Raw genomic sequence first — 18,537 nt, 5'->3', positions numbered from 1 at the left:
ATGTCCCGATGAAAAAGTTTTTCAGCCTGCTCGCGACTCTGTTGGTGCTGGCCCTGGCGATCTGGATCGGCCGCACGTTGTGGGTTCATTACATGCAAACCCCGTGGACCCGTGACGGTCGGGTGCGCGCCGATATCATCAACGTCGCGGCCGACGTTAGCGGCGAGGTGATCGATGTCCCGGTACGCGATAACCAGTTGGTGAAAAAAGGTGATCTGCTGATGCAGATCGACCCCGAGCATTACCGGATCGCGGTAAAGCAGGCGCAATCGCTGGTGGCGTCACGCAAGGCCACGTGGCAGATGCGCAAGGTCAATGCCCACCGCCGCGCCGATCTCGACGCGCTGGTGATCTCCAGGGAAAACCGCGACGACGCCAGCAATATCGCCGATGCTGCCCTGGCTGATTATCAACAGGCCCGGGCACAACTTGAGGCTGCCGAACTGAACCTCGAGCGCACCCAGGTGTTGGCGGCGGTGGACGGTTATGTGACCAATCTCAATGTGCATCGCGGGGATTACGCACGTATCGGTGAAGCAAAAATGGCCGTGGTGGATATGAATTCGTTTTGGGTCTACGGGTTTTTCGAAGAGACCAAGCTGCCGCATGTAAAGGTGGGCGCCAAGGCTGACATGCAGTTGATGAGTGGTGAAACCCTCAAGGGGCATGTGGAGAGCATCTCCCGGGGGATCTATGACCGCGATAACCCCGAGAGTCGGGAGTTGATTGCTGATGTGAATCCGACCTTTAACTGGGTGAGGCTGGCCCAGCGGGTGCCGGTGCGGATTCACATCGATCAAGTGCCGCCAGGGGTGCTGCTGGCGGCGGGGATGACGTGTACTGTTATTGTCGAGCCAGCGTTGGAATGATTCTGGATCACCCCTGACAGTACGTCTCGTGCAAATGCCGCCATAACAATGCGCCACTGGCCTGCTTCTCAAACACCACGGTAGCCCGCCGATCGGTCTGGGCTCCACTGTCATCGACCTGATGCTCGCGGTAAGTCACGGTTGCGCCTCGCGCATGACGGTCGATGCCGCTCATTTCGCTCAACGTGATTTTCAACCCCGGACGCTGGCCACCCAGGCGGTTGAACAAATCACGCACCCCAGCCGCGTCCACTCGTGCGCCGCTGGACGGTGCGATCATGCTGAAGTCCGGGGAGAAGCGCGCCAGCAGGTTTTCCAGGGTGCCCTGGGGCGCAACACCGGCAAACCATTGTTCGATCTCGACGTGGGTCTGGATCACTTCTGCAAAAAAATCACGGTAATCAATCATCAATGAGGCTCGCAGGCTGGGTGTAGCAGTGTGCGCACTCTGGACGTATCCAGGCGCAGCACTGCAAAGAGCGGAAGCAGTGTCAGGGCTGCCGCCATCGTGAAGGTTATGGTGAAGGAATCAAAGGCTGACAACAGCGCACTGAGCGCCGCCGCGCCCAGGCAGAAGCTCAATTGCCGATTGATATTCCACAACGCGCTGGCATGCCCCATGTGTTCGGCGCGGATATCGACAAACGCCAGGGTCTGCGCGGTGCTGCTGCACAGGCTGGAGCCCAGGCCCATCAAGGCGTAGGCGCAAATGATCAGGGCAGGTTCGGCGGTGTTGAGCAATAAGATACCGCCGCATTGCACGAGCATGCCCACCAATAGCAGCGGCTTCGGCCCCCAGCGATTGAACAGTTTCTTGCCCAGGTAAATCGCCAGCGCCGATGCCAGTGCCCAGGGCAACATCAGCGCGCCGGTGCGGGTTGCGTCATATCCCAGGCGGTGCAGATACAGGATGGCGATCAGGCTTACGCCGATAAATACCCCTGGAACAAACAGGTAAATCAGCATCGCGATTCGCAGCATCGGGTTGTTGGCGTGTTTGAACAGGCTGCCCAGTTCCAGCTTGGGGCGGATAGCGCTGGGGGTGTCGGGTTTTATCCACAGCATGGCCAGCAGCAGGGTCATCAGTGCCAGCGGCAGGTTGGCATAGAAGATCCAGCGCCAGGACACACTGTCGACAATCAAGCCACCCAGTGCCGGTGACAGCGCCGGAACCAGCAACGCCACCGACATCACCCTGGCCGTCAGTTGGCTGCGTTCGGCTGCCGGAAAATGCCGGTAGGCCATGGCTTGCCCCACCGGAATCAGCAGTCCGCCGCCCACGCCTTGCAACAGGCGCCAGCCGATCAGCGCTTCAATCGAACCGGCCTGGCCCACCAGCATCGAGGCAACCGCGAACAGCAGCAGGCTGACAGCAATCAAACGTCGTTCGCCCATGGCAGCAGCCAGCCAGACGCTCAGTGGAATAATCAGCGTCAGGCCGATCAGGTAGGCGTTGCTGATCCACGCCAACTGCGAGACCGAGGCCTGAAGCTCCCTGGCGATATCCGGGTAGGCAATCGTGGCGACAAACATGTTCACCAGGTCCAGCGCGAAGCCGAGCAGAAAGATCCAGGCGATTTTTGAACGGTAGGCCATCGGGGTGTTCCTGGGTTGAGTGACGGCAGGGTAGAGTGCCGGCAGTGCTTGGGAAACCTCGCTTTGACTGTTAGTTTGTCAAAATTATTTTGACAAACGAGAGCGCCGCCGATGGTCAGCCTGGACCGATTCGATACTTTCAAGGCCGTGGTCGAAGCCGGTTCGCTGACCGCTGCGGCGGACTTGCTGGGGCAGACCCGAGCGGTGGTCAGCTTCAATCTCAAGCGTCTGGAAGCCGAGTTGGGCGTGACCCTGCTGACCCGCAGCACTCGTCAATTGGCGCTCACTGATGCCGGCGAACGCTTCTACCTGCGTTGCACGCGGATGCTGGAGGAGGCGCGGCTGGCAGTGGAGGAGGCGCGCTCCGAGCATGCCCAGCTCAAGGGCACGCTGCGTATCACCACCACCGTGGAATATGCCTTGGCCGTGGTCGCGCAGGCGGTGGAAGCCTTCCGACGGCTACATCCGGACCTCAACATTCACTTATCCACATCCTCGACCCATGCCGACCTGATTTCCGAACGTTTTGACGTGGCTATTCGCCTGGGGCGCCTGCTGGACTCCAACCACCGGGCGGTGCAGTTGTCGAGTTTCGAGGTGTTTGCGGTGGCGGCGCCAGAGTTTTCCGGGGTCAGTACGCTGGAGGAGTTGGAACAGTTGCCGAAGTTGGGACATGGTCGGCTGACCGAGTTATCTGTGACTGACCCGGCCGGCCTCGAACATCTTTATCGACCGGGTCCCGGCAAGACGTCGCTGGTGGCCGATAGCGCGGCTATCCTGCAAGCCTTCGCCCTGCGTGGGCATGGCGTGGCGATCTTGCCGCAATGGCTGGTGCAGGAGGACCTGGAGGCAGGAAGGTTGGTGCGCCTGTTGGCGCGCTACCGCTTCGCCCCGCAGGGCGTGTATGCGATGTACCCGGATACCCGGCATTTACCGATGAAGGTGCGGGCGTTTATTGATTTCATGAAGGGATAGAGCCCTGCCCCAGGGCATTACAGCGTCTTATCGAGCCCAAAGCGCTTCTTCAAGACCTTCTCCAGCAATCCCTTGGGCAACAGCGCCGCCATCAACGGCAACGCCCGGCTGCCATTGCCTGAGCGCAACAGGCGTGGTGGCGAGTCTTGTTGCACGGCCTTGAACACTTGTGCGGCAAACGCCGTGGCCGGTGTCGGTTTGTCCTGGGAGGCTTGGCTGCGCGCACGGATGTTCTCGCGCAGCGGCCACCATGGCGATTGTTGATTGATCAACAATTCGGCCTGGGTGCCGGCGTTTTTCGCAAAGTGGGTATCGATGGCACCTGGCTGCACTTCCATCACCCGCACGCCAAACGGTGCCAGCTCCATGCGCAACGCATCGCTCACGGCATGCACGGCGGCCTTTGAGGCGCAGTAAGCGCCGGCAAATGGCGTCACCAACACCCCGGAAACGCTGCCGATGTTCACCACCAGCCCTTTGCGCTGGCGCAGGGCCGGGAACAGTGCCTGGGTTACGCCGACGATGGAAAAGACATTGGTCTCGAATTGTCGCTGCATCGCTTCGGTACCGCCATCGAGCAGCGGGCCCATGGCGCCGTAGCCGGCATTGTTGACCAGCACATCGAGCTCGCCCAATTGCGCGGCCAGTGTCTTGAGTGCAGCGCCGTCGTTAACGTCCAGTTGCACAGCATGAAAGCCTGCGCTGGCGAGCGCGGCGACGTCTTCATGGCGACGGGCGCTGGCCCATACTTCATAGCCGGCCGTCTTGAAGGCATCGGCCAGGGCGCGGCCAATGCCGCTGGAGCAACCGGTGATAAGTGCGTTAGGCAATGGGGGCAGTCCTTTGTTGTTGTCAGTCAGAGAAGCTGCCTTGCAGGTGCTCGGCACGAAACTCCAGGGTTTGTGGGCGATAACCAGGGCGCAGTGGCGGGATCGGCAGGCAGTCTTCCCAACTCGCTCCGGCCTGTAACTCGCCGGGGCCGCGGTAGCGTGGAGCAGCATAGACGTTGTCAGCCAGGTTCACCGTATCGCCTGGCGCATACGCGGCGACCCGCCAGCGCAATTCGGTCAGGGGCACGTCGTTGCCGTTGTTCAGTTTGAGTTGCAAGGGCCGGTCTGCCGGGCATTGCTGGGGGGCGTAGTTGATGCGCAGTTCCAGGCGTGCCAGTTGCGAGGCTTCGCGGTTGTCCAGCCACACAACCCAGACCGCCACCAGCCCGAGGCCGACGGCTGCCGCCAGGGAAACAGGCAGAGCCCTGGCCGGGTAGCGCAGCAGCAGGACCAGCCAGGTGATGATCAGTAGGACGCCAAAGAACATGGGAACCGCCTCGCGAATGGATGAACCATCCTACCTGTGGCTGGGTGAGGTTGCCTATCGCGACTTGCTCGCGATGAGTTCCTCAAAGTCGCCACAAGGCCCAAACAAAAAGCCCCCACCCAACCCACTGCGGATAGGGGACGCAATGGGTTGGGTGAGGGCTTCTTGTACGACTGTTTTACTGCGCGATAGTTTTCACCGACACGCCACGTTCAACCGGCGTGGAGCGCCCGTAGATATCCTCAAACCGCTCGATATCGTCTTCGCCCAGGTAACTGCCCGATTGCACTTCGATGATCTCCAACGGGATCTTGCCCGGGTTGCGCAGGCGATGTACCGAGGCAATCGGGATATAGGTGGATTGGTTCTCGGTGAGCAGGAACACGTTCTCGTCACAGGTCACTTCGGCCGTACCGCTGACCACGATCCAGTGTTCGGCGCGGTGGTGGTGCATCTGCAGTGACAGGCACGCGCCCGGCTTGACCGAGATATGCTTGACCTGGAAGCGCCCGCCCATGTCCACCGAGTCGTAGGAGCCCCACGGCCGGTAGACTTCGCAGTGGTTCTGGGTCTCGCTGCGGCCCTGCTGGTTGAGGGTGTTGACCATCTGCTTGACGCCCTGGACCTTGTCCTTGTGGGCAATCATCATTGCGTCCTTGGTTTCCACCACCACGATGTTGTCCAGGCCGATCACCGACACCAGCTTGCCATTGCCGTGGATCATGCAGTTACGGCTGTCCTGGATCACCACGTCGCCTTTGCTGACGTTACCGTCGGCGTCTTTGTCGTTGACGCTCCATAGCGAAGCCCAGCAACCCACGTCGTTCCAGCCGGCGATCAGCGGTACCACGCAGGCGCGTTGGGTTTTTTCCATCACGGCGTAGTCGATGGAGTTGTCCGGGCAGCATGCGAACGTGGCTTCATCGAAGGTCACGGTGTCGGCATCTTGCTGGCTGCGCTCGAGGGTCAGCATGCAGGTGTCGTAGATGTCCGGGTCGTGCTTTTTCAGCTCTTCCAGGAAACGGCTGGCGCGGAACAGGAACATGCCGCTGTTCCAGAAATAGCCACCGCTTTTGACAAACTCGACTGCACGCTTTTCATCCGGCTTTTCGACGAACTGCTGCACGCGGCTGACACCTTCGGGCAGCAGCGAATCATTGGTCGACTTGATGTAGCCATATCCGGTTTCCGGGCGCGTGGCCGGTACACCGAACAGCACCATCTCGCCACGCTCGGCCGCCACAGTGGCCAGGGCCAGGGCGCGTTGCAGGGCTTTCTGATCGTCCAGCACATGGTCGGCCGGCAGCACCAGCATCAGCTCGTCACGGCCTTCGTTGACCAGCATCATCGCCGTCAGTGCTACTGCCGGAGCGGTGTTGCGGCCAAAAGGCTCCATCAGGATGCGCTGGGTGTCGAGCTTACGGGCGCTCAGTTGTTCGTTGACGATGAAACGATGGTCCTTGTTGCAGACCACGATAGGCGCGTCCATGCCCTCGAACACCAGGCGCTCCAGGGTCTGCTGGAACAGCGTGTGTTCACCGGTCAGGGCCAGGAACTGCTTGGGAAACTGCTTGCGCGAAAGCGGCCAAAGACGTGAGCCGCTACCACCGGAAAGGATTACTGGAATCATGGTGTATCTCCTTGAATCTGTATGGGTCAGAGCCTGTAGGCGCGGGCTTGCTCGCGATGGCGTCAGCTTGGTGTAACTGAGACACCGAGTCGCCTGCATCGCGAGCAAGCCCGCTCCCACCAGGGGAAATGCGTCAATTCAACCGTTGTTTAGCGGGTCGACACCGGGCGCTTTACCCAGACTGGCGACAGGCTCGAACCGGAACCGGTGACATACAGCACGGCAGCCTCACCGCGCTCCAGGGCCACCGGCTTCACGTCACCGACTTTCTGGTCACCTTCGTACAACGCCAGGCTGACCTTCACCGGGTTGATTTCACGCTCGCCCCGAGCCTTGGCCGCCACGGCCTTGACCACTTCGGTCTTGCCATCGGCGGTCTTCAGGCTCAGGGACTTGTCACTGAGGTTCTGCACGCGTACCAGGGATTTTTGCTTGTTCTTGAATGGTGGCTCTTCGATCAGTTGCGGCTGGCCGCTGGCGCTGTTGACCAACGTGTAGTAGTGATCGGCTGCCAGCTTGACCGTTACGTTCTGGCTACCGACTTTGGCGCTGTAATCGCCGCCTGGCAAGAAACTAAAGTCACTGCTGCCCAATGGCGCAACGTCGTTCAGCGCGGTATTGCCGACAGTGGCGCTGACTTCCTGATTGCTGGCGTTGAACAGGCGCACGAAGCTTGAGCCTTTCGGCGCGACGGGACCGTACAGCGCGGCATCGCCACCGGCAAAGGCAGACATCGATACCACGCTCATGCCAGCAACCAGTGCAAGGGTCTTGGCGAGACGACGAGGAGTTTTAGTGAAAGTCATGGTGTACCTCTCTTTCAGTTTTGCGCCCGGTCGGGCGTCTCGGATTTTGGGGTGTTGATTGCCATGTTCTGTTGGTGCGTACCGGCTTCTCTGAGTTGTGCGACCCACTGCGGGTCGGCATCGCCGATTTCGTTGTTGACTGGCAGATAGCGTTCAGGAAACTCCCAGATCAGTACCTGTGGCGGGCTGTTCTTGAAGTCATCGCTTTTGAGGTAGCTGAGCATCGGCAGGATCGGGCCGTGGCCGTCTTCGGAGTAATTCACCACTTCGCTGCCCAGGGCTTGTTTCAACGCTCCGACGAAGTTCCAGTTGGGGTTGGCGCTGTAGCTGGTGCCCACCAGGGCCACCGGCATTTCGCTGTCGGCGAACAACGCGTCGTCGCCGGCTGCCTGGGACTGCACTGCGTGGGTCACGCGTTTTTGCAGCGGTTCCTTGGGCGGCATCAGGTTTTCGAACAGCGGATCCAGCGGCAGGAACAAGCGCAGGTCACCGCTGTGTGGGGCAATGCCCTCGGCATCGGTGACAAAACGCTGGGGTTCGCCGCTGAGCAGGGTCCTGGCGTTGATGGCCTTGGCCAGTTGCCTGGCCGCGACTTCAGCGCCGTCCGGGGTCCAGTGGGTGTCGGTGCGCAGGAACACTTGCTGGCCGTGGAGCTTGGCCTGTTGCAATGGGCCCAGCAGGTCAGGAGCGATGATCTTGTCGGCGGCGACCCGCGCATGGAAGTCCTGGTAAAGACCGCCATGAACATTCGCCGGGCGCACTTCCCCCAAGTGTTCCGGATACAGGCGCACCTTGGCCGGGACAATCGCCATCACCAGTTGCACACCCTTGGCCTTGAGTTGCTGGCGTACGCCTTCGACCAGGGCATAGTTATCTTGCAGGTTTTGCTCTGCGTTGGCCGTGGGGTTGAATTCCTCGTCGCTGTACAGCCAGTGATCGCGACCCAGCACCACGCCGGGGCGTCCTTCGTTGAACAACTTGTAGTCCAGGGCGGCCCAGAGATTGGTGCCCAGGCGCTTGATCGGGAACTCATCGTCATAATGGGTTTCGACCGCCTTGGCCCAACGCCCATTGAGCACGCTGGCATCGGCGTTGGTGGTGAAACCGAAGAAACTGCGGATCGACCAGGCGCCCAGGGCGACTAGCAGGGCCATGAACAGCGCGGTGTAGAGGACGCGTAATGAACGGGTCATGGTCGGCTCCCTCAGAACTGAAAGTAAAGGAACGGCGAGAAGCTTTGCGCCGAGAGTTTGAGTATCGAAGCCACGAACAACAGCAGGATCAGTGCGCGCATGGCGTAGCGGGGCCAGTCGGCCGCCCAGTAGGCCGGTTGCACGGCGGCGTTGCTGCCGACGCTGAAACCGGGCTCCTGGATACTGCCGGGGTTGTCGCCAGGCACGGCCTTGATCAGGCTTGGGTCGGCAGGCCGGGTTTTTTCGGCCGGACGATCGCGGTAAAAGTCCCGCAGCCCGAAGAACGCCAGCGTGGCGTACGCCACCACCATGGTCGCTACCTGCAGGCCGGTGAGGTTGGCGCGGTTGAGTTCCGACAGCGACCACTCGCCAAAGCTGAACATCGCACCGTACATGCGCCCGGCAACGTGCAGGTTCTCGGCGCGGAAGATCACCCAACCCATCACCACCAGCAAGAAAGTAAAGGCCCAGCGCACCGGGTTGAAGCTGCGCGGCGAGGTGTTCAGTCCGATGGCTTTTTCAATCGCCAGCCACATGCCATGCCAGGCACCCCAGACGATGTAGGTGATGTTTGCACCGTGCCACAGGCCGCCGAGCAACATGGTCAGGAACAGGTTGCGGTAGGTGGTCAGCGTGCCCTTGCGGTTGCCGCCCAGCGTGATGTACAGGTAGTCACGCAGCCAGGTCGACAGGCTGATGTGCCAGCGCCGCCAGAACTCGGTGATCGATTGGCTGATGTACGGCTGCTTGAAGTTTTCCATGAAACGGAAACCCATCATCAAGCCCAGGCCGATGGCCATGTCGCTGTAGCCGGAGAAGTCGAAATACAGCTGTGCGGTATACGCCAGGGCGCCCAGCCAGGCGTCGCCGGTAGTCGGGTTTTGCAGGGCGAAACAATGGTCGGCGACCACCGCGAGGGTGTCGGCAATGAATACCTTCTTGATGAACCCCTGCATGAACCGCGTGCAGCCCTCGGAGAATTTATCCAGGGTGTGGGTGCGGTTGTTGAACTGGTCCGCCAGGTCGCGAAAGCGCAGCACGGGGCCGGCAATCAAGTGCGGGAAAATCGCCACGAACGCCGCAAAGTCGATCAGGTTGCGGGTCGCCGGCGTATCGCCCCGGTAAACGTCGATGATGTAGCTGATGGACTCGAAAATGTAGAACGAGATACCGATCGGTAACAGCACATGGGTCAGGATAAACGGCTCAAGGCCCGCTGACTTCATCATCAAGTTGATGCTGTCGACGCCGAAGTTGGCGTACTTGAAGTAGCCGAGGATGCACAGGTCGACCGCCACGCCGAGCAGCAGCCAGCGCTGCGCCGGCTTGGTGCGCACCCCGGCTGCACCGACCTTGAGGCCGATCCAGTAGTTCCACAGGGTGACGGCGGCGAACAGCGCCAGGAAGTCCACTCGCCACCAGGCGTAGAACACATAGCTGGCAATCAGCAACAGCAGATTGCGATAGCGTTGCCCGCTCAAGTAGTACATGCCGAGAAAGATCGGCAAGAACAGAAACAGGAACACATTGGACGAGAAAACCATCCCGATCTCTCCACGTTTAACCAACAGTCAAGGGCCAACGGCCCCCCCAAACCCCCCCCACGAAAAACGGGGAGGGCGGTATTACATTTCCACTGTCGAAACCGGCTCGAAATGTGGGAGCGGGCTGCTCGCGATGACGGTGTTTCAGTCGACATCGATGTTCAATGTCAGACCGCAATCGCGAGCAAGCCCGCTCCCACATTTGGACCGAGCACGGTCAGCTGCCTTTGTTGCCTTTCTCATGTGCCGGGTCGTAGACCTTGGTCAGGTCGCCGCCCAGGCGAAACGTCTTGAACGGCTGCATTTCATGCTTGCGCTCCAGCACATCCGGGGCGCAGGTGTAGAGGGTGCAGAACGGTTCGAGCCAGGCGAATTTCGAGTCCTGCTTCAGGTCTTTCATGTCCTGCTCTTTGCCGTTCTTCTGTTCGAAGATGTCCGGGTCTTCAACTCCCGCCAGCACCTTTTCACCCAGGCGCTTGAGCGCGCCGTTGTTTTCACCGCGCACATCCACGCCGTTGACCAGGGCAAAACTGGCGATCATCGACAACGGCGGCAGGGCGTAGTTGTGGTAGGCCAAGGCCCGCTGCTGACGCTTCATTTCATTGGGCAGGAACCCCTGGGCATCCACCTGGTTGGCGCCGACCTTGTATTCCTTCACCGCCCAATCAAATAGGTCGCGACGGTTGGTGGCGATGGATGTCGCCATCACCGACCAGGCGGCCCAGTACGAGTGGTTGTTGATTTTTTCCAACGGCAGGTTGTCCCAGTCACTGACCACCTGGTCGGCCAGTTTGTTGAACCAGGCCTCGATCAGTTGCGACTCCTGCTGGTGGTTGGCCAGCGGACGGGATTCGGAGAACTTCAGGCGTACATAAGCTGAAGCCATGCTGCCCAAGGCCCATTTGCGCATCGACTTGCCGGTGTGGTTGAAATCCTTGGACATCAACGCATCCGCCTTGGCCCAGGAAACCAGCCAGTTCAACGTGCATTCCAACTGCTCTGGGCGGCCATCGCGCATGAATTGCATGACGCGCTTACTGGTGTCTTTTTCCAGCCTGGTGATGTCGGCGGTACTGTCGCGAAAGGCTTTTTCCGATTGCACATTCAGCGTCGAGCGCGCCTTGTCGGAGCCTTCATACTTGCTGCGAAACTGCAGTGGCCCGGTGTAGGGCGTCGGCATGGTGTCGCAACCGTCCTTGAAATCGCCGGTCTTGAACGCCTCGATCGGCGCGAAATAGCCTTGTGGTGGACGCAATGGCGCGGCGGCATTCACCGCGCCGGCAAACATTGCCAGGCCCAGCAGTGTTGGAGTCAATAGCTTGTGCATAAGTAACCTCATTGCCCGACCGATGCGGTCTGTTGACCACCGGAAGGGAATACGTTGCGTGTGCAGATTTTTGCTTCGACTTTTTGCGCGGCGCCACCTGCTTCGGGGCCCTGGACTTCCACGGCCAGCAGGTTTTGCGAGGCCCAGTCTTCATCGGTGCGCAGTTCAAAGGCGAAACGCCCGTCTGTGTCGGATGTCTCGGGTTTGTCGATCTTGATGTCTTCGTGGCGACCGTTCATGTACCAGAGGGTGGCTTGCAGGGTTTTCACCGACGGGTCGGCGAAGCGAATGTCGACCTGATGGTTGCGGTTGCGCAGGTCCATGTTCTGGCTGTTGACCATCAGCTCATTCTTGCCGGGCTTGAGGGTGGTGCTGGCGCTCATCTGCGCCGGCTTGCCTTCGCAGCCGTTGTCCAGCAGCGACATCATCTGGCGATAGATGGTCTCCTGGTCGAGTCGATACAGCGGTGAGAACTCCCAGATCAGGATTTTTGGTGGGTTTTTCTGGAACTCGTCGCTGCCCAGGTATTGCAACATCGAGCCTTCCAGGCCGCCGCCGGGGAAGGCGACATTGAGGATATCGGCGCCGATCTCTTCTTGAAGAAAACCGGCGAAGTTGTAGTTCTTGCCACTGTGGCTGGTGCCCACCAGGGTGATCTGCGGGTTGCCGGAATCGCCGAACAGGTCGCCGTCGCCCGCTTCGCCCTTGGGTTCGGTGGTGAACTGGTCCATATACTGGATGGCGTAGCTGGTGCCGCACAGTTGCCCTGCCATGTTGTGCAGGGTGCCAGTCTTGCCCATGCGCCCGGACTTCTTGGTCTGGAACTCACGCTTGGGAATGTCGGCAAACTCAGGCATCTGCTTGACCCTGGCCGCCACGATCTTCGCGGTGCGCTGGGCGCCGTAAGGGGTCCAGTGCTGGTCACCACGAAAGTAGAAGTCATGGGCCGGCAATTCATCAGGCAGTTGTTCGTTGGTCAGTGGCGAAAGGTCCGGCACCACATAGCCCATCTTGGCAAAGCGACCGAGCATGGACTTGTAATTGCCCAGCGCCTTGTTGAAATCGAACCTGGCTTTCTCTTCTGGATTGAGCTTGTTGCGATTCACCAGGCCACGGGTCGGCTGGTACACCATGACCAACTCCACGCCCTTGCTCTTGAACGCATCGTGCAGTTGCTGCATGCGTTTGTAGCCGGCGGGGCTGGTGTCGAACTCGGTGCGCAGGTCTTCCTGGGTACGGAACAACCAGTCGCCCTGGGCTTGCACCAGGGTGGTGAAGTTCTGCTGGTAGCGCGTGGTGTAGTTTTTCGCGTCATGGGCGGCCGGGCACAGGTTGCAGCATGGCTGGGCAGTGAACGTCGGTGCTTGAACTTCATCGGCGCGCGCGCCGCTGCTGGCAGCCAGGATGCCGAGGGTCAGGCCCGAGAGGCTGAGTAGCTTGATCATGTGTGGGTGCATAAAGGTCATCCTCAGTCCTGCAATTGGGTCTGGCGTTCGACAGGGTCGATCAGCACGGCTTTCTGCTGGCGTACCAGCAGGTCGAGAATTTCATCCTGGCGTTCGCCGAGAATCCCCGAGAAGCTGATGCCGCTGGATTTGGTTGGCGCAAGCATCGAGACGCGATACAGCTCGATACTCAACGGCGAGTCGATGGACAGCGGCCCACTGCCGTTGGCGGCCAGTTCACCGCCCACCACAATCAGCGACACCTGGGCGTCGAACGGGTCGAGGGCGATGTCGCGGTCGGTATCGGTCAAGTCTTTGATGTGGCCGTAGACGCCCGTCAGGCCGTTGGCCATGGCAATGTTTTCGTACAGGCGAATGTTCACGCTGTTACGCACCCGGATGCCGTGGCGGCGGTTGCTGATCACCCGGTTGCCCCACAGCAGGTTGTCACCGCTCTCATAGAGGGTGATGCCATCGGTGTGGTTGCGGTAGATCTCGTTGTCGGCGATCAGGTTGTTGACGCTGTTACGGTCGATCACCAGGCCCGAGAGCTTGTTGTCGTAGCTTCGGTTGTTGAAGATGAAGCTGTCGTTCACTTCTCGGGAAATGATGATGCCGTGTTTCTTCTTCGTCCCGTAGACGGTGTTGTCGGCGATGATCAGCCCGTGGGAACGGTCATGGGGGTCGATGCCGTAGACGATGTTGTCTTTGTAGGTGCTGCCCTTGATCACAAAGCCTTCGGTTTCGTAGCAGTAGAAGCCGTACCACATGTCCGAGAATTCGGAATCGATAATCCAGCCGGTGGGCTCTTTACGCTTGAGCACCTTGGCCATGTTCGGCGTGTACTGGGAAATACTCACGCCGTAGGACTTACTGTTGGCGTAGCCGAAGCTGGCCATCTTGCTATTGACGATGTAGGTCTCGGTGCCGCCCCAGGCCAGCAAGAACGGGCGGAATTCCTTGGCTGACTGGAATGTCGCCGGGCCATTGCTCTTCTCGCGCCAGCCGGTGATTCTGGTATCGCTGACAAACAACTGGCCGTCGTTGACCAGGAACGAGCCGGCTTCCTGGGACAGGCGCAACTCCTGGGTCTGTTTGTCGATTTCCAGGATGCCGTTCTGGCCGACCACGATCGGCAACTTGGCCAGGAATACGCCGGGCGAGGTTTCGCGCAGGTATTGCCTGGGCACCTTCTTGACCAGGTCCTTGAGGTTCATGTAGCCGTCATCGACAAAAATCGCCTGGGGAATACCGTGCTGGCGCACCACCCATTCGGCCATTTTGTTATCGCCGCCGATAAAATCCTTGAGGGCGTTTTCCTGCATCATCCGGCGAACGCTGACCTTGCCGGGTTTGCTGCGCACGATCTTTGCCGCAGCCGCTTCGGCGGTGTAACCCGACAGGTCCGGCAGTGTCGGCTTGGCCATCTCCAGCGGCGCGGTGGGCGGGCTGGTGATGGTGTAGGTCTTGGCTTGTTGCAGCTCTTTGGCGGTGGTCGGCGCTTTGACTGCGGGCTCGACATTGGCCATGGCCGAAGCGCTGGCCAGCAGCATCGCTGCAACCAGCAGGCTGACCGAGCCTTTGCGGGCTTGAGAATTCATTGCGCAGGCTCCCATCAGAAGCGCCAGATCACGTCGACAAAGGCGCGGTGCATGTACGAGTCGACTTGCTTGCCATAGGCATCCCCCGGCTTGAACACACCGCCACGAAAGCGCACCAGCGCCGAAGGTTCGTCAATGGACTGGCTGAGGGCGGCCGGCAGCAGGCCGTTCTTGAAGTACTTGGTGACCACCAGGTCCATCTCCTGGCCGAGGTCCTTGTTGCCGTCTTCAAGGGGCAGGGAGGTGCTGGACAGAATCGCACCGGTTGGATCGGTGGTGTTTTCCAGTGCATCGATGCCGTTGCTGCCGACGGGTTTGTTACCGTCCACGCGCCAGAATTTGTGATAGACCAGGCTGGCGTCGTAGTCGGCGTTCAGTTGCCAGGAGCCGAACAGGCTCATGGACTGCAGGTTATTCATCTCGCCACGGAACGCTTCACCGAAACGGTGAACCCGCGAACGGGTACCGGTGAAGTTCGAACGGTTGCTTTGCAGGCCGTTCTGTTCGTAGTCGGCGCTGGCACGGGCGTAAGCCGCCCCTACCTGCCACTGTGGGTCAAGGCGCAGGCGGACGCCGAGGTCGGTGGCCCAGCCGTCGACATCGGTGTTGCGCTTGGCGTTGGCGGGAGGGGTGCCGTCGGCGTTCAGGGCGTTGACGTTACTACGCTCGCCCTGCATGCCGGTGACGCTGGCCCAGTAGTTGAGCGTGTTGGTGTTGCGCCAGTTATAGGCATCACTGTTGGCTTCGATGCCGAGCCAGGTCAGGTCGCCATTTTCGCGCTTGTCCAGCGAGTCGGCGGCCACGCCCGGTTGCGGGTAATCGAGCTTGCCGTCGTCCTGGGTGTGATGGCCGTGCAGGCCGATCCAATGGCCGGGCGTCCACTGGTAGGCCGCATCGGCATAGAAGTGCTGGCGGTCCTTGTCCTCTGGGGACAGCTCCTTGAGGTCGGTACGGTACTCGCTGAAACGTTCGGCGGCGCCGACATTGGCCTTGAGCAACGTGGTGTCGAAGGTCCAGTTCAGCGCTTCGATGTTGGTGTCGCGCCATTGCCCGTCGTCGTTGCGCAGGCGCTGGCGGCCGAGCTTGAGGATCTCGCCGGGGTAGGGCGTGAAGCCGCTGTAGCCGACCCAGAACTCACGCAGGGCCAAGTAGTTCTTCTTGGTCTTGCGGTCGTCGTTGCTCGACTGTTCAGTGCTGTCGCCATCGGACTGTTGCAGCGTGTCGGTCTCGATGATGTCGCTGGAGGCAACTGCCTGGCCCATGGCATAGGCGCTCCAGTTACCGCGTTCGCCATAGATCCACGGGCGCACATCCAGGCCGATCCCGTTGACGTCGCCGCCACGTTGGGTGCCGAGGTCGCGGTCGTCCTCGGACTGGCCGGTGATTTTCACGTCCAGGCCGAAGTTCTTGCTTTCGGTCAGGGCCGCCAGGGTCGGGCACGACCACAACAGGGCGAAGGTCAGGCCAATACCGGCCTTGACGAATGGATTGAGTTTCATAGGGATTCCTCGCCGTCTTCTTCTTGCAGGGCGTGCAGTTGCAGCGTGTTTTTCTGCGGCAGGGCGCCACGGGCGGCCAGTTCCTGTTGCAGCAGGCGTTGACCTTCGGCGCGCTGGGCCGGCGGCAGTTGGGCTTCGAGCTGCGCGGCCAGTTCGTTGGCCTGTGGTGTGTCCTGGGTTTTCGCCAATTGACTGAACACGTAGGCATTCAGCGGATCGGGCTTGGTGCCCTTGCCTTGGGAAAACAGCTGGGCGATGGCGAAGTCGGCGCTGTTCTGACCATTGCGCGCAGCAGTCAGCAAGTGATCGAGTGCCTTCTGCGAGTAGACCTGGCCCAGGTAGCCACGGCGGTAGATCTGGCCCAGGTAATAATCGGCGGCCACTTCCTGGCCCTGGGCTTTCTGGAAATGCGCCTCGGCGGCCTTGGCATCGGCCGGGACCCACTTGCCTTCGTAGTAGAGCTTGCCCAGCAACAGTTCGGCGCGGGGCTGGTCGGCGGCGCGGCCGTTGTCCAGGTACTTCATCATCTGGTCGACGTCGCCCATCTCGGGGAAGTCGTAGAGTAACTGCGCGAGGCTGACCCAGGCCGCCGGGTAGCCAGGGGCGATTTTTTCCAGCAGGGCCTGGGCGGTCTTCTCATCGGGTGTGCCCAGGGTCGAGTCGGCCAGCACCCGGGCCACACTGTCCACCCGTTGCGCGGTAACGGTGCCACGGTTGTAGCCTGCTTCCACTTGCTTGAGCAGCTCGGCTTGTTGCTCGGGCTGCTGGCGTTTCTGGTAGACGGTGGCGAGTTCGACGTAGCAGATATCCGTGCTGTTCAGCGCGGCCTTGCAGATTTTTTCGATGTCGTCCAAGTTCTGATCGTAAGTACCCTGGGTGCGGTACAGCAGCACTTGCGCCAGGCCCGCCTCCGGGTAACCGGCGGTACGCCAGGTATTGATCTGTTGCTGGGCGTTGATGCTCGGGAAATCCTGGGGGTACTGCAGGTACAGCATGGCCAGCGGGATCAGGGTGTTGCCTTGACCATTTGCAAAAGCTTTTTTCAACAGGCTTTCGGCTTCATGGTGCTCGGCCTCGGTGGCGCCGGGCTTGGCCACCAACAGGCGACCCAGGCGCGCCTGGGCCCGCGGAGAAATTGCAGCGGCCGTCCGGTAGGTCGCCTCTGCCTGCTTGATTTGTGCAGGGTCGCGGCTGTCGACCTGGATATCCGCCAGGCCTACCTGGGCTTCGCTGTAGCCCAGGTCCGCCAGTTGTTGGTAATTCTGCGCCGCGGTGGCGGTGTCGCCACGCTTGAGGGCCTCGTTGGCCAGGCGCTGGTCGGGCAGTCCGGCGCAACCGGCGAGGCTGACCGCAAGGGCCAGCAACGCCACAGGTCGGATGTGGGAGCGGGCTTTTGTGGGAGCTGACTTGCCTGCGATGCGGGCGGCTCGGTTTGGCTGATGTACCGAGTCGATGCAATCGCGGGCAAGCCCGGTTCCCACAGAATCGGGCTCCCACAGGGATTGTGGTGATTTTAGATTTTCCATGGTTACAGACCTGCAGCCATGGCTTTGTCGATCAGCCAGTTCAGGGACGGGCCACGGTCGCTGGTGACTTCCACCGGGCGGCCGGCGTAGATGCTGTCCAGCGGTGCATCGGGCTTGATCTGTACACGGATGTCGGAGGACAGGTCAGCGCTGTTCAAGCTGGTGCTGCTGACGATGGTGCCGGTGCGTACCTGCGCCTCATCGGCTACCTGGAAGCTCACGGCGGTGCCCGGGCGCACATCGGCAAACTGGCGATAGGTAAAGCGCGCCTCGACATTCGCCTGGCTGCCGCGTGGAACCAGTTGGAAGATCACGTCGCCTTTGCTGGCGTACTGGCCGTCAGCGACCAGTTGCTGGGCCACGACGCAGTCGCATGGTGAGGTCAGGGTGCCGGTCATTTGCTTGCCGAACAGCTCTTCAACCTTGGCTGGCTGCAACTGGTCTTCGCCCAGATGCCCCTTGAGCACATCGAGCATGCTGGTGCTGAAGGTCGCCAATGGTGCGCCCTTGGCCGCCACGCCGTTGCCTTTGATCAGGCTCTGCACCGTGCCGTCGCGGGGCATGGTCACGTTCATGCCCGGCACGCTCACCAGCCCGGCCTGGGCGTGGCTGACAAAATACATGCCATACATCGACTTGAAGATGAAACCGAACGCCGCCAGGCCCACCAGGAAGATTGCCAGGCTGAAGGTCACCGCGCGCAAGCGGCCAAAAGCGCTCATGCCGCTGCCGCCGTCCTTGATCTTGCGCGCCTTGGTGAAGTTGTCGCGCTGCAGGGTCGCCAGTACGTCGCCCATGGTCACGATGTCGCCGGACAAGTGCGAGGTGATCAGGTGGCGCAGGGTGGAAATGTCTTGTGCGTCGAGGTTCTGGAACTGGCAACCGGTGCGGCCGGTCTGGCGATCATGGGAACGCACCAGCAGCTCCACATCCATCGCCAGCCCCAGGTTGTCGATCACAAATTGCAACCGGCCCTTGTGTACATCGCCTACCTTCAACGGTTGCTGGGCCGCGTTGAAGGCCAGGCCCCCGGCGGACAGGTCGATGACCCGCACTTCCGTGGGCGTGCGGTCGGCCCCGAAAAAGCGCAGCTTGGCCGGGATCTTCACCCGGGCGTGCTGGCGCTGGGCTTCAGACTCGTGGACAACGTTGGCGTTTACAGAAGGGTTCATTGGGCTATTCATGGCGGTGTAATTCCTCAGTTAATTC

16 protein-coding genes are annotated in these 18,537 nt (G+C 60.7%); 2 read left to right on the top strand and 14 right to left on the bottom strand.

Annotation, left to right across the window (positions count from 1 at the left end; translation table 11 throughout):
- Positions 1-8: 8 nt before the first annotated feature.
- On the top strand, positions 9-869 hold the full coding sequence (locus OQ460_RS19895) for an efflux RND transporter periplasmic adaptor subunit (protein WP_410019076.1): 861 nt from the start codon (positions 9-11) through the stop codon (positions 867-869).
- Positions 870-876: 7 nt separating this feature from the next.
- Here OQ460_RS19895 and OQ460_RS19890 read toward each other — a convergent pair whose 3' ends face one another.
- Both OQ460_RS19890 and OQ460_RS19885 read right to left on the bottom strand, forming a co-directional pair.
- Positions 877-1,278: a nuclear transport factor 2 family protein gene (locus OQ460_RS19890; protein ID WP_410019075.1), complete on the bottom strand. Its 402-nt coding sequence runs from the start codon at positions 1,276-1,278 to the stop codon at positions 877-879.
- Positions 1,278-2,465 carry an MFS transporter gene (locus tag OQ460_RS19885; protein ID WP_410019074.1) on the bottom strand — a complete coding sequence of 396 codons (1,188 nt, stop codon included), beginning with the start codon at positions 2,463-2,465 and terminating at the stop codon, positions 1,278-1,280. The genes OQ460_RS19890 and OQ460_RS19885 overlap by 1 nt, the downstream gene beginning before the upstream one ends.
- 111 nt (positions 2,466-2,576) lie before the next feature.
- Between OQ460_RS19885 and OQ460_RS19880 the strand changes: the two genes are divergently transcribed.
- Complete coding sequence (locus OQ460_RS19880) at positions 2,577-3,440, top strand: LysR family transcriptional regulator (RefSeq protein WP_410019073.1); 864 nt, start codon at positions 2,577-2,579, stop codon at positions 3,438-3,440.
- Positions 3,441-3,457: 17 nt separating this feature from the next.
- Here the strand turns inward: OQ460_RS19880 and OQ460_RS19875 are convergent, their stop codons facing one another.
- From OQ460_RS19875 to OQ460_RS19820, 12 genes are all read right to left on the bottom strand, one after another.
- Positions 3,458-4,270 (bottom strand): SDR family oxidoreductase, encoded by an 813-nt coding sequence (locus OQ460_RS19875; RefSeq protein ID WP_410019072.1) that lies wholly within the window; start codon positions 4,268-4,270, stop codon positions 3,458-3,460.
- A gap of 22 nt (positions 4,271-4,292) precedes the next feature.
- Positions 4,293-4,757 carry a multidrug transporter gene (locus OQ460_RS19870; protein ID WP_410019071.1) on the bottom strand — a complete coding sequence of 155 codons (465 nt, stop codon included), beginning with the start codon at positions 4,755-4,757 and terminating at the stop codon, positions 4,293-4,295.
- Between the two features lie 178 nt (positions 4,758-4,935).
- Positions 4,936-6,387 (bottom strand): mannose-1-phosphate guanylyltransferase/mannose-6-phosphate isomerase, encoded by a 1,452-nt coding sequence (locus tag OQ460_RS19865; RefSeq protein ID WP_410019070.1) that lies wholly within the window; start codon positions 6,385-6,387, stop codon positions 4,936-4,938.
- A gap of 149 nt (positions 6,388-6,536) precedes the next feature.
- Positions 6,537-7,193 carry an alginate O-acetyltransferase AlgF gene (locus OQ460_RS19860; protein ID WP_410019069.1) on the bottom strand — a complete coding sequence of 219 codons (657 nt, stop codon included), beginning with the start codon at positions 7,191-7,193 and terminating at the stop codon, positions 6,537-6,539.
- A 14-nt stretch (positions 7,194-7,207) separates the two neighbouring features.
- Entirely contained in the window at positions 7,208-8,386 is a 1,179-nt protein-coding gene (locus OQ460_RS19855) for an alginate O-acetyltransferase (protein WP_410019068.1), read from the bottom strand.
- An 11-nt stretch (positions 8,387-8,397) separates the two neighbouring features.
- Positions 8,398-9,930, bottom strand: coding sequence for an MBOAT family O-acyltransferase (locus OQ460_RS19850; RefSeq protein WP_410019067.1), 1,533 nt, complete (start codon positions 9,928-9,930; stop codon positions 8,398-8,400).
- A 217-nt stretch (positions 9,931-10,147) separates the two neighbouring features.
- Positions 10,148-11,257: a mannuronate-specific alginate lyase gene (locus OQ460_RS19845; RefSeq protein WP_410019066.1), complete on the bottom strand. Its 1,110-nt coding sequence runs from the start codon at positions 11,255-11,257 to the stop codon at positions 10,148-10,150.
- Between the two features lie 8 nt (positions 11,258-11,265).
- Positions 11,266-12,714 (bottom strand): alginate O-acetyltransferase, encoded by a 1,449-nt coding sequence (locus OQ460_RS19840; RefSeq protein ID WP_410022062.1) that lies wholly within the window; start codon positions 12,712-12,714, stop codon positions 11,266-11,268.
- 11 nt (positions 12,715-12,725) lie between these two features.
- Positions 12,726-14,303: a mannuronan 5-epimerase AlgG gene (gene algG / locus OQ460_RS19835; RefSeq protein WP_410019065.1), complete on the bottom strand. Its 1,578-nt coding sequence runs from the start codon at positions 14,301-14,303 to the stop codon at positions 12,726-12,728.
- A 14-nt stretch (positions 14,304-14,317) separates the two neighbouring features.
- A complete protein-coding gene (locus OQ460_RS19830) occupies positions 14,318-15,802 on the bottom strand; it encodes an alginate export family protein (protein ID WP_410019064.1) in 1,485 nt (494 codons plus the stop codon).
- Positions 15,799-17,181: an alginate biosynthesis TPR repeat lipoprotein AlgK gene (gene algK / locus OQ460_RS19825; protein ID WP_410022061.1), complete on the bottom strand. Its 1,383-nt coding sequence runs from the start codon at positions 17,179-17,181 to the stop codon at positions 15,799-15,801. The genes OQ460_RS19830 and algK overlap by 4 nt, the downstream gene beginning before the upstream one ends.
- Positions 17,182-17,330: 149 nt before the next feature.
- On the bottom strand, positions 17,331-18,500 hold the full coding sequence (locus OQ460_RS19820) for a PilZ domain-containing protein (RefSeq protein ID WP_410022060.1): 1,170 nt from the start codon (positions 18,498-18,500) through the stop codon (positions 17,331-17,333).
- Between the last annotated feature and the right edge of the window lie 37 nt (positions 18,501-18,537).

Origin of the sequence: Pseudomonas imrae, assembly GCF_046352735.2 — a bacterium.
In the GTDB taxonomy this organism is placed as follows: domain Bacteria; phylum Pseudomonadota; class Gammaproteobacteria; order Pseudomonadales; family Pseudomonadaceae; genus Aquipseudomonas; species Aquipseudomonas imrae.
Note: the sequence above shows the minus strand (reverse complement) of the source record. Positions and strands in the feature narration are given on the sequence as shown.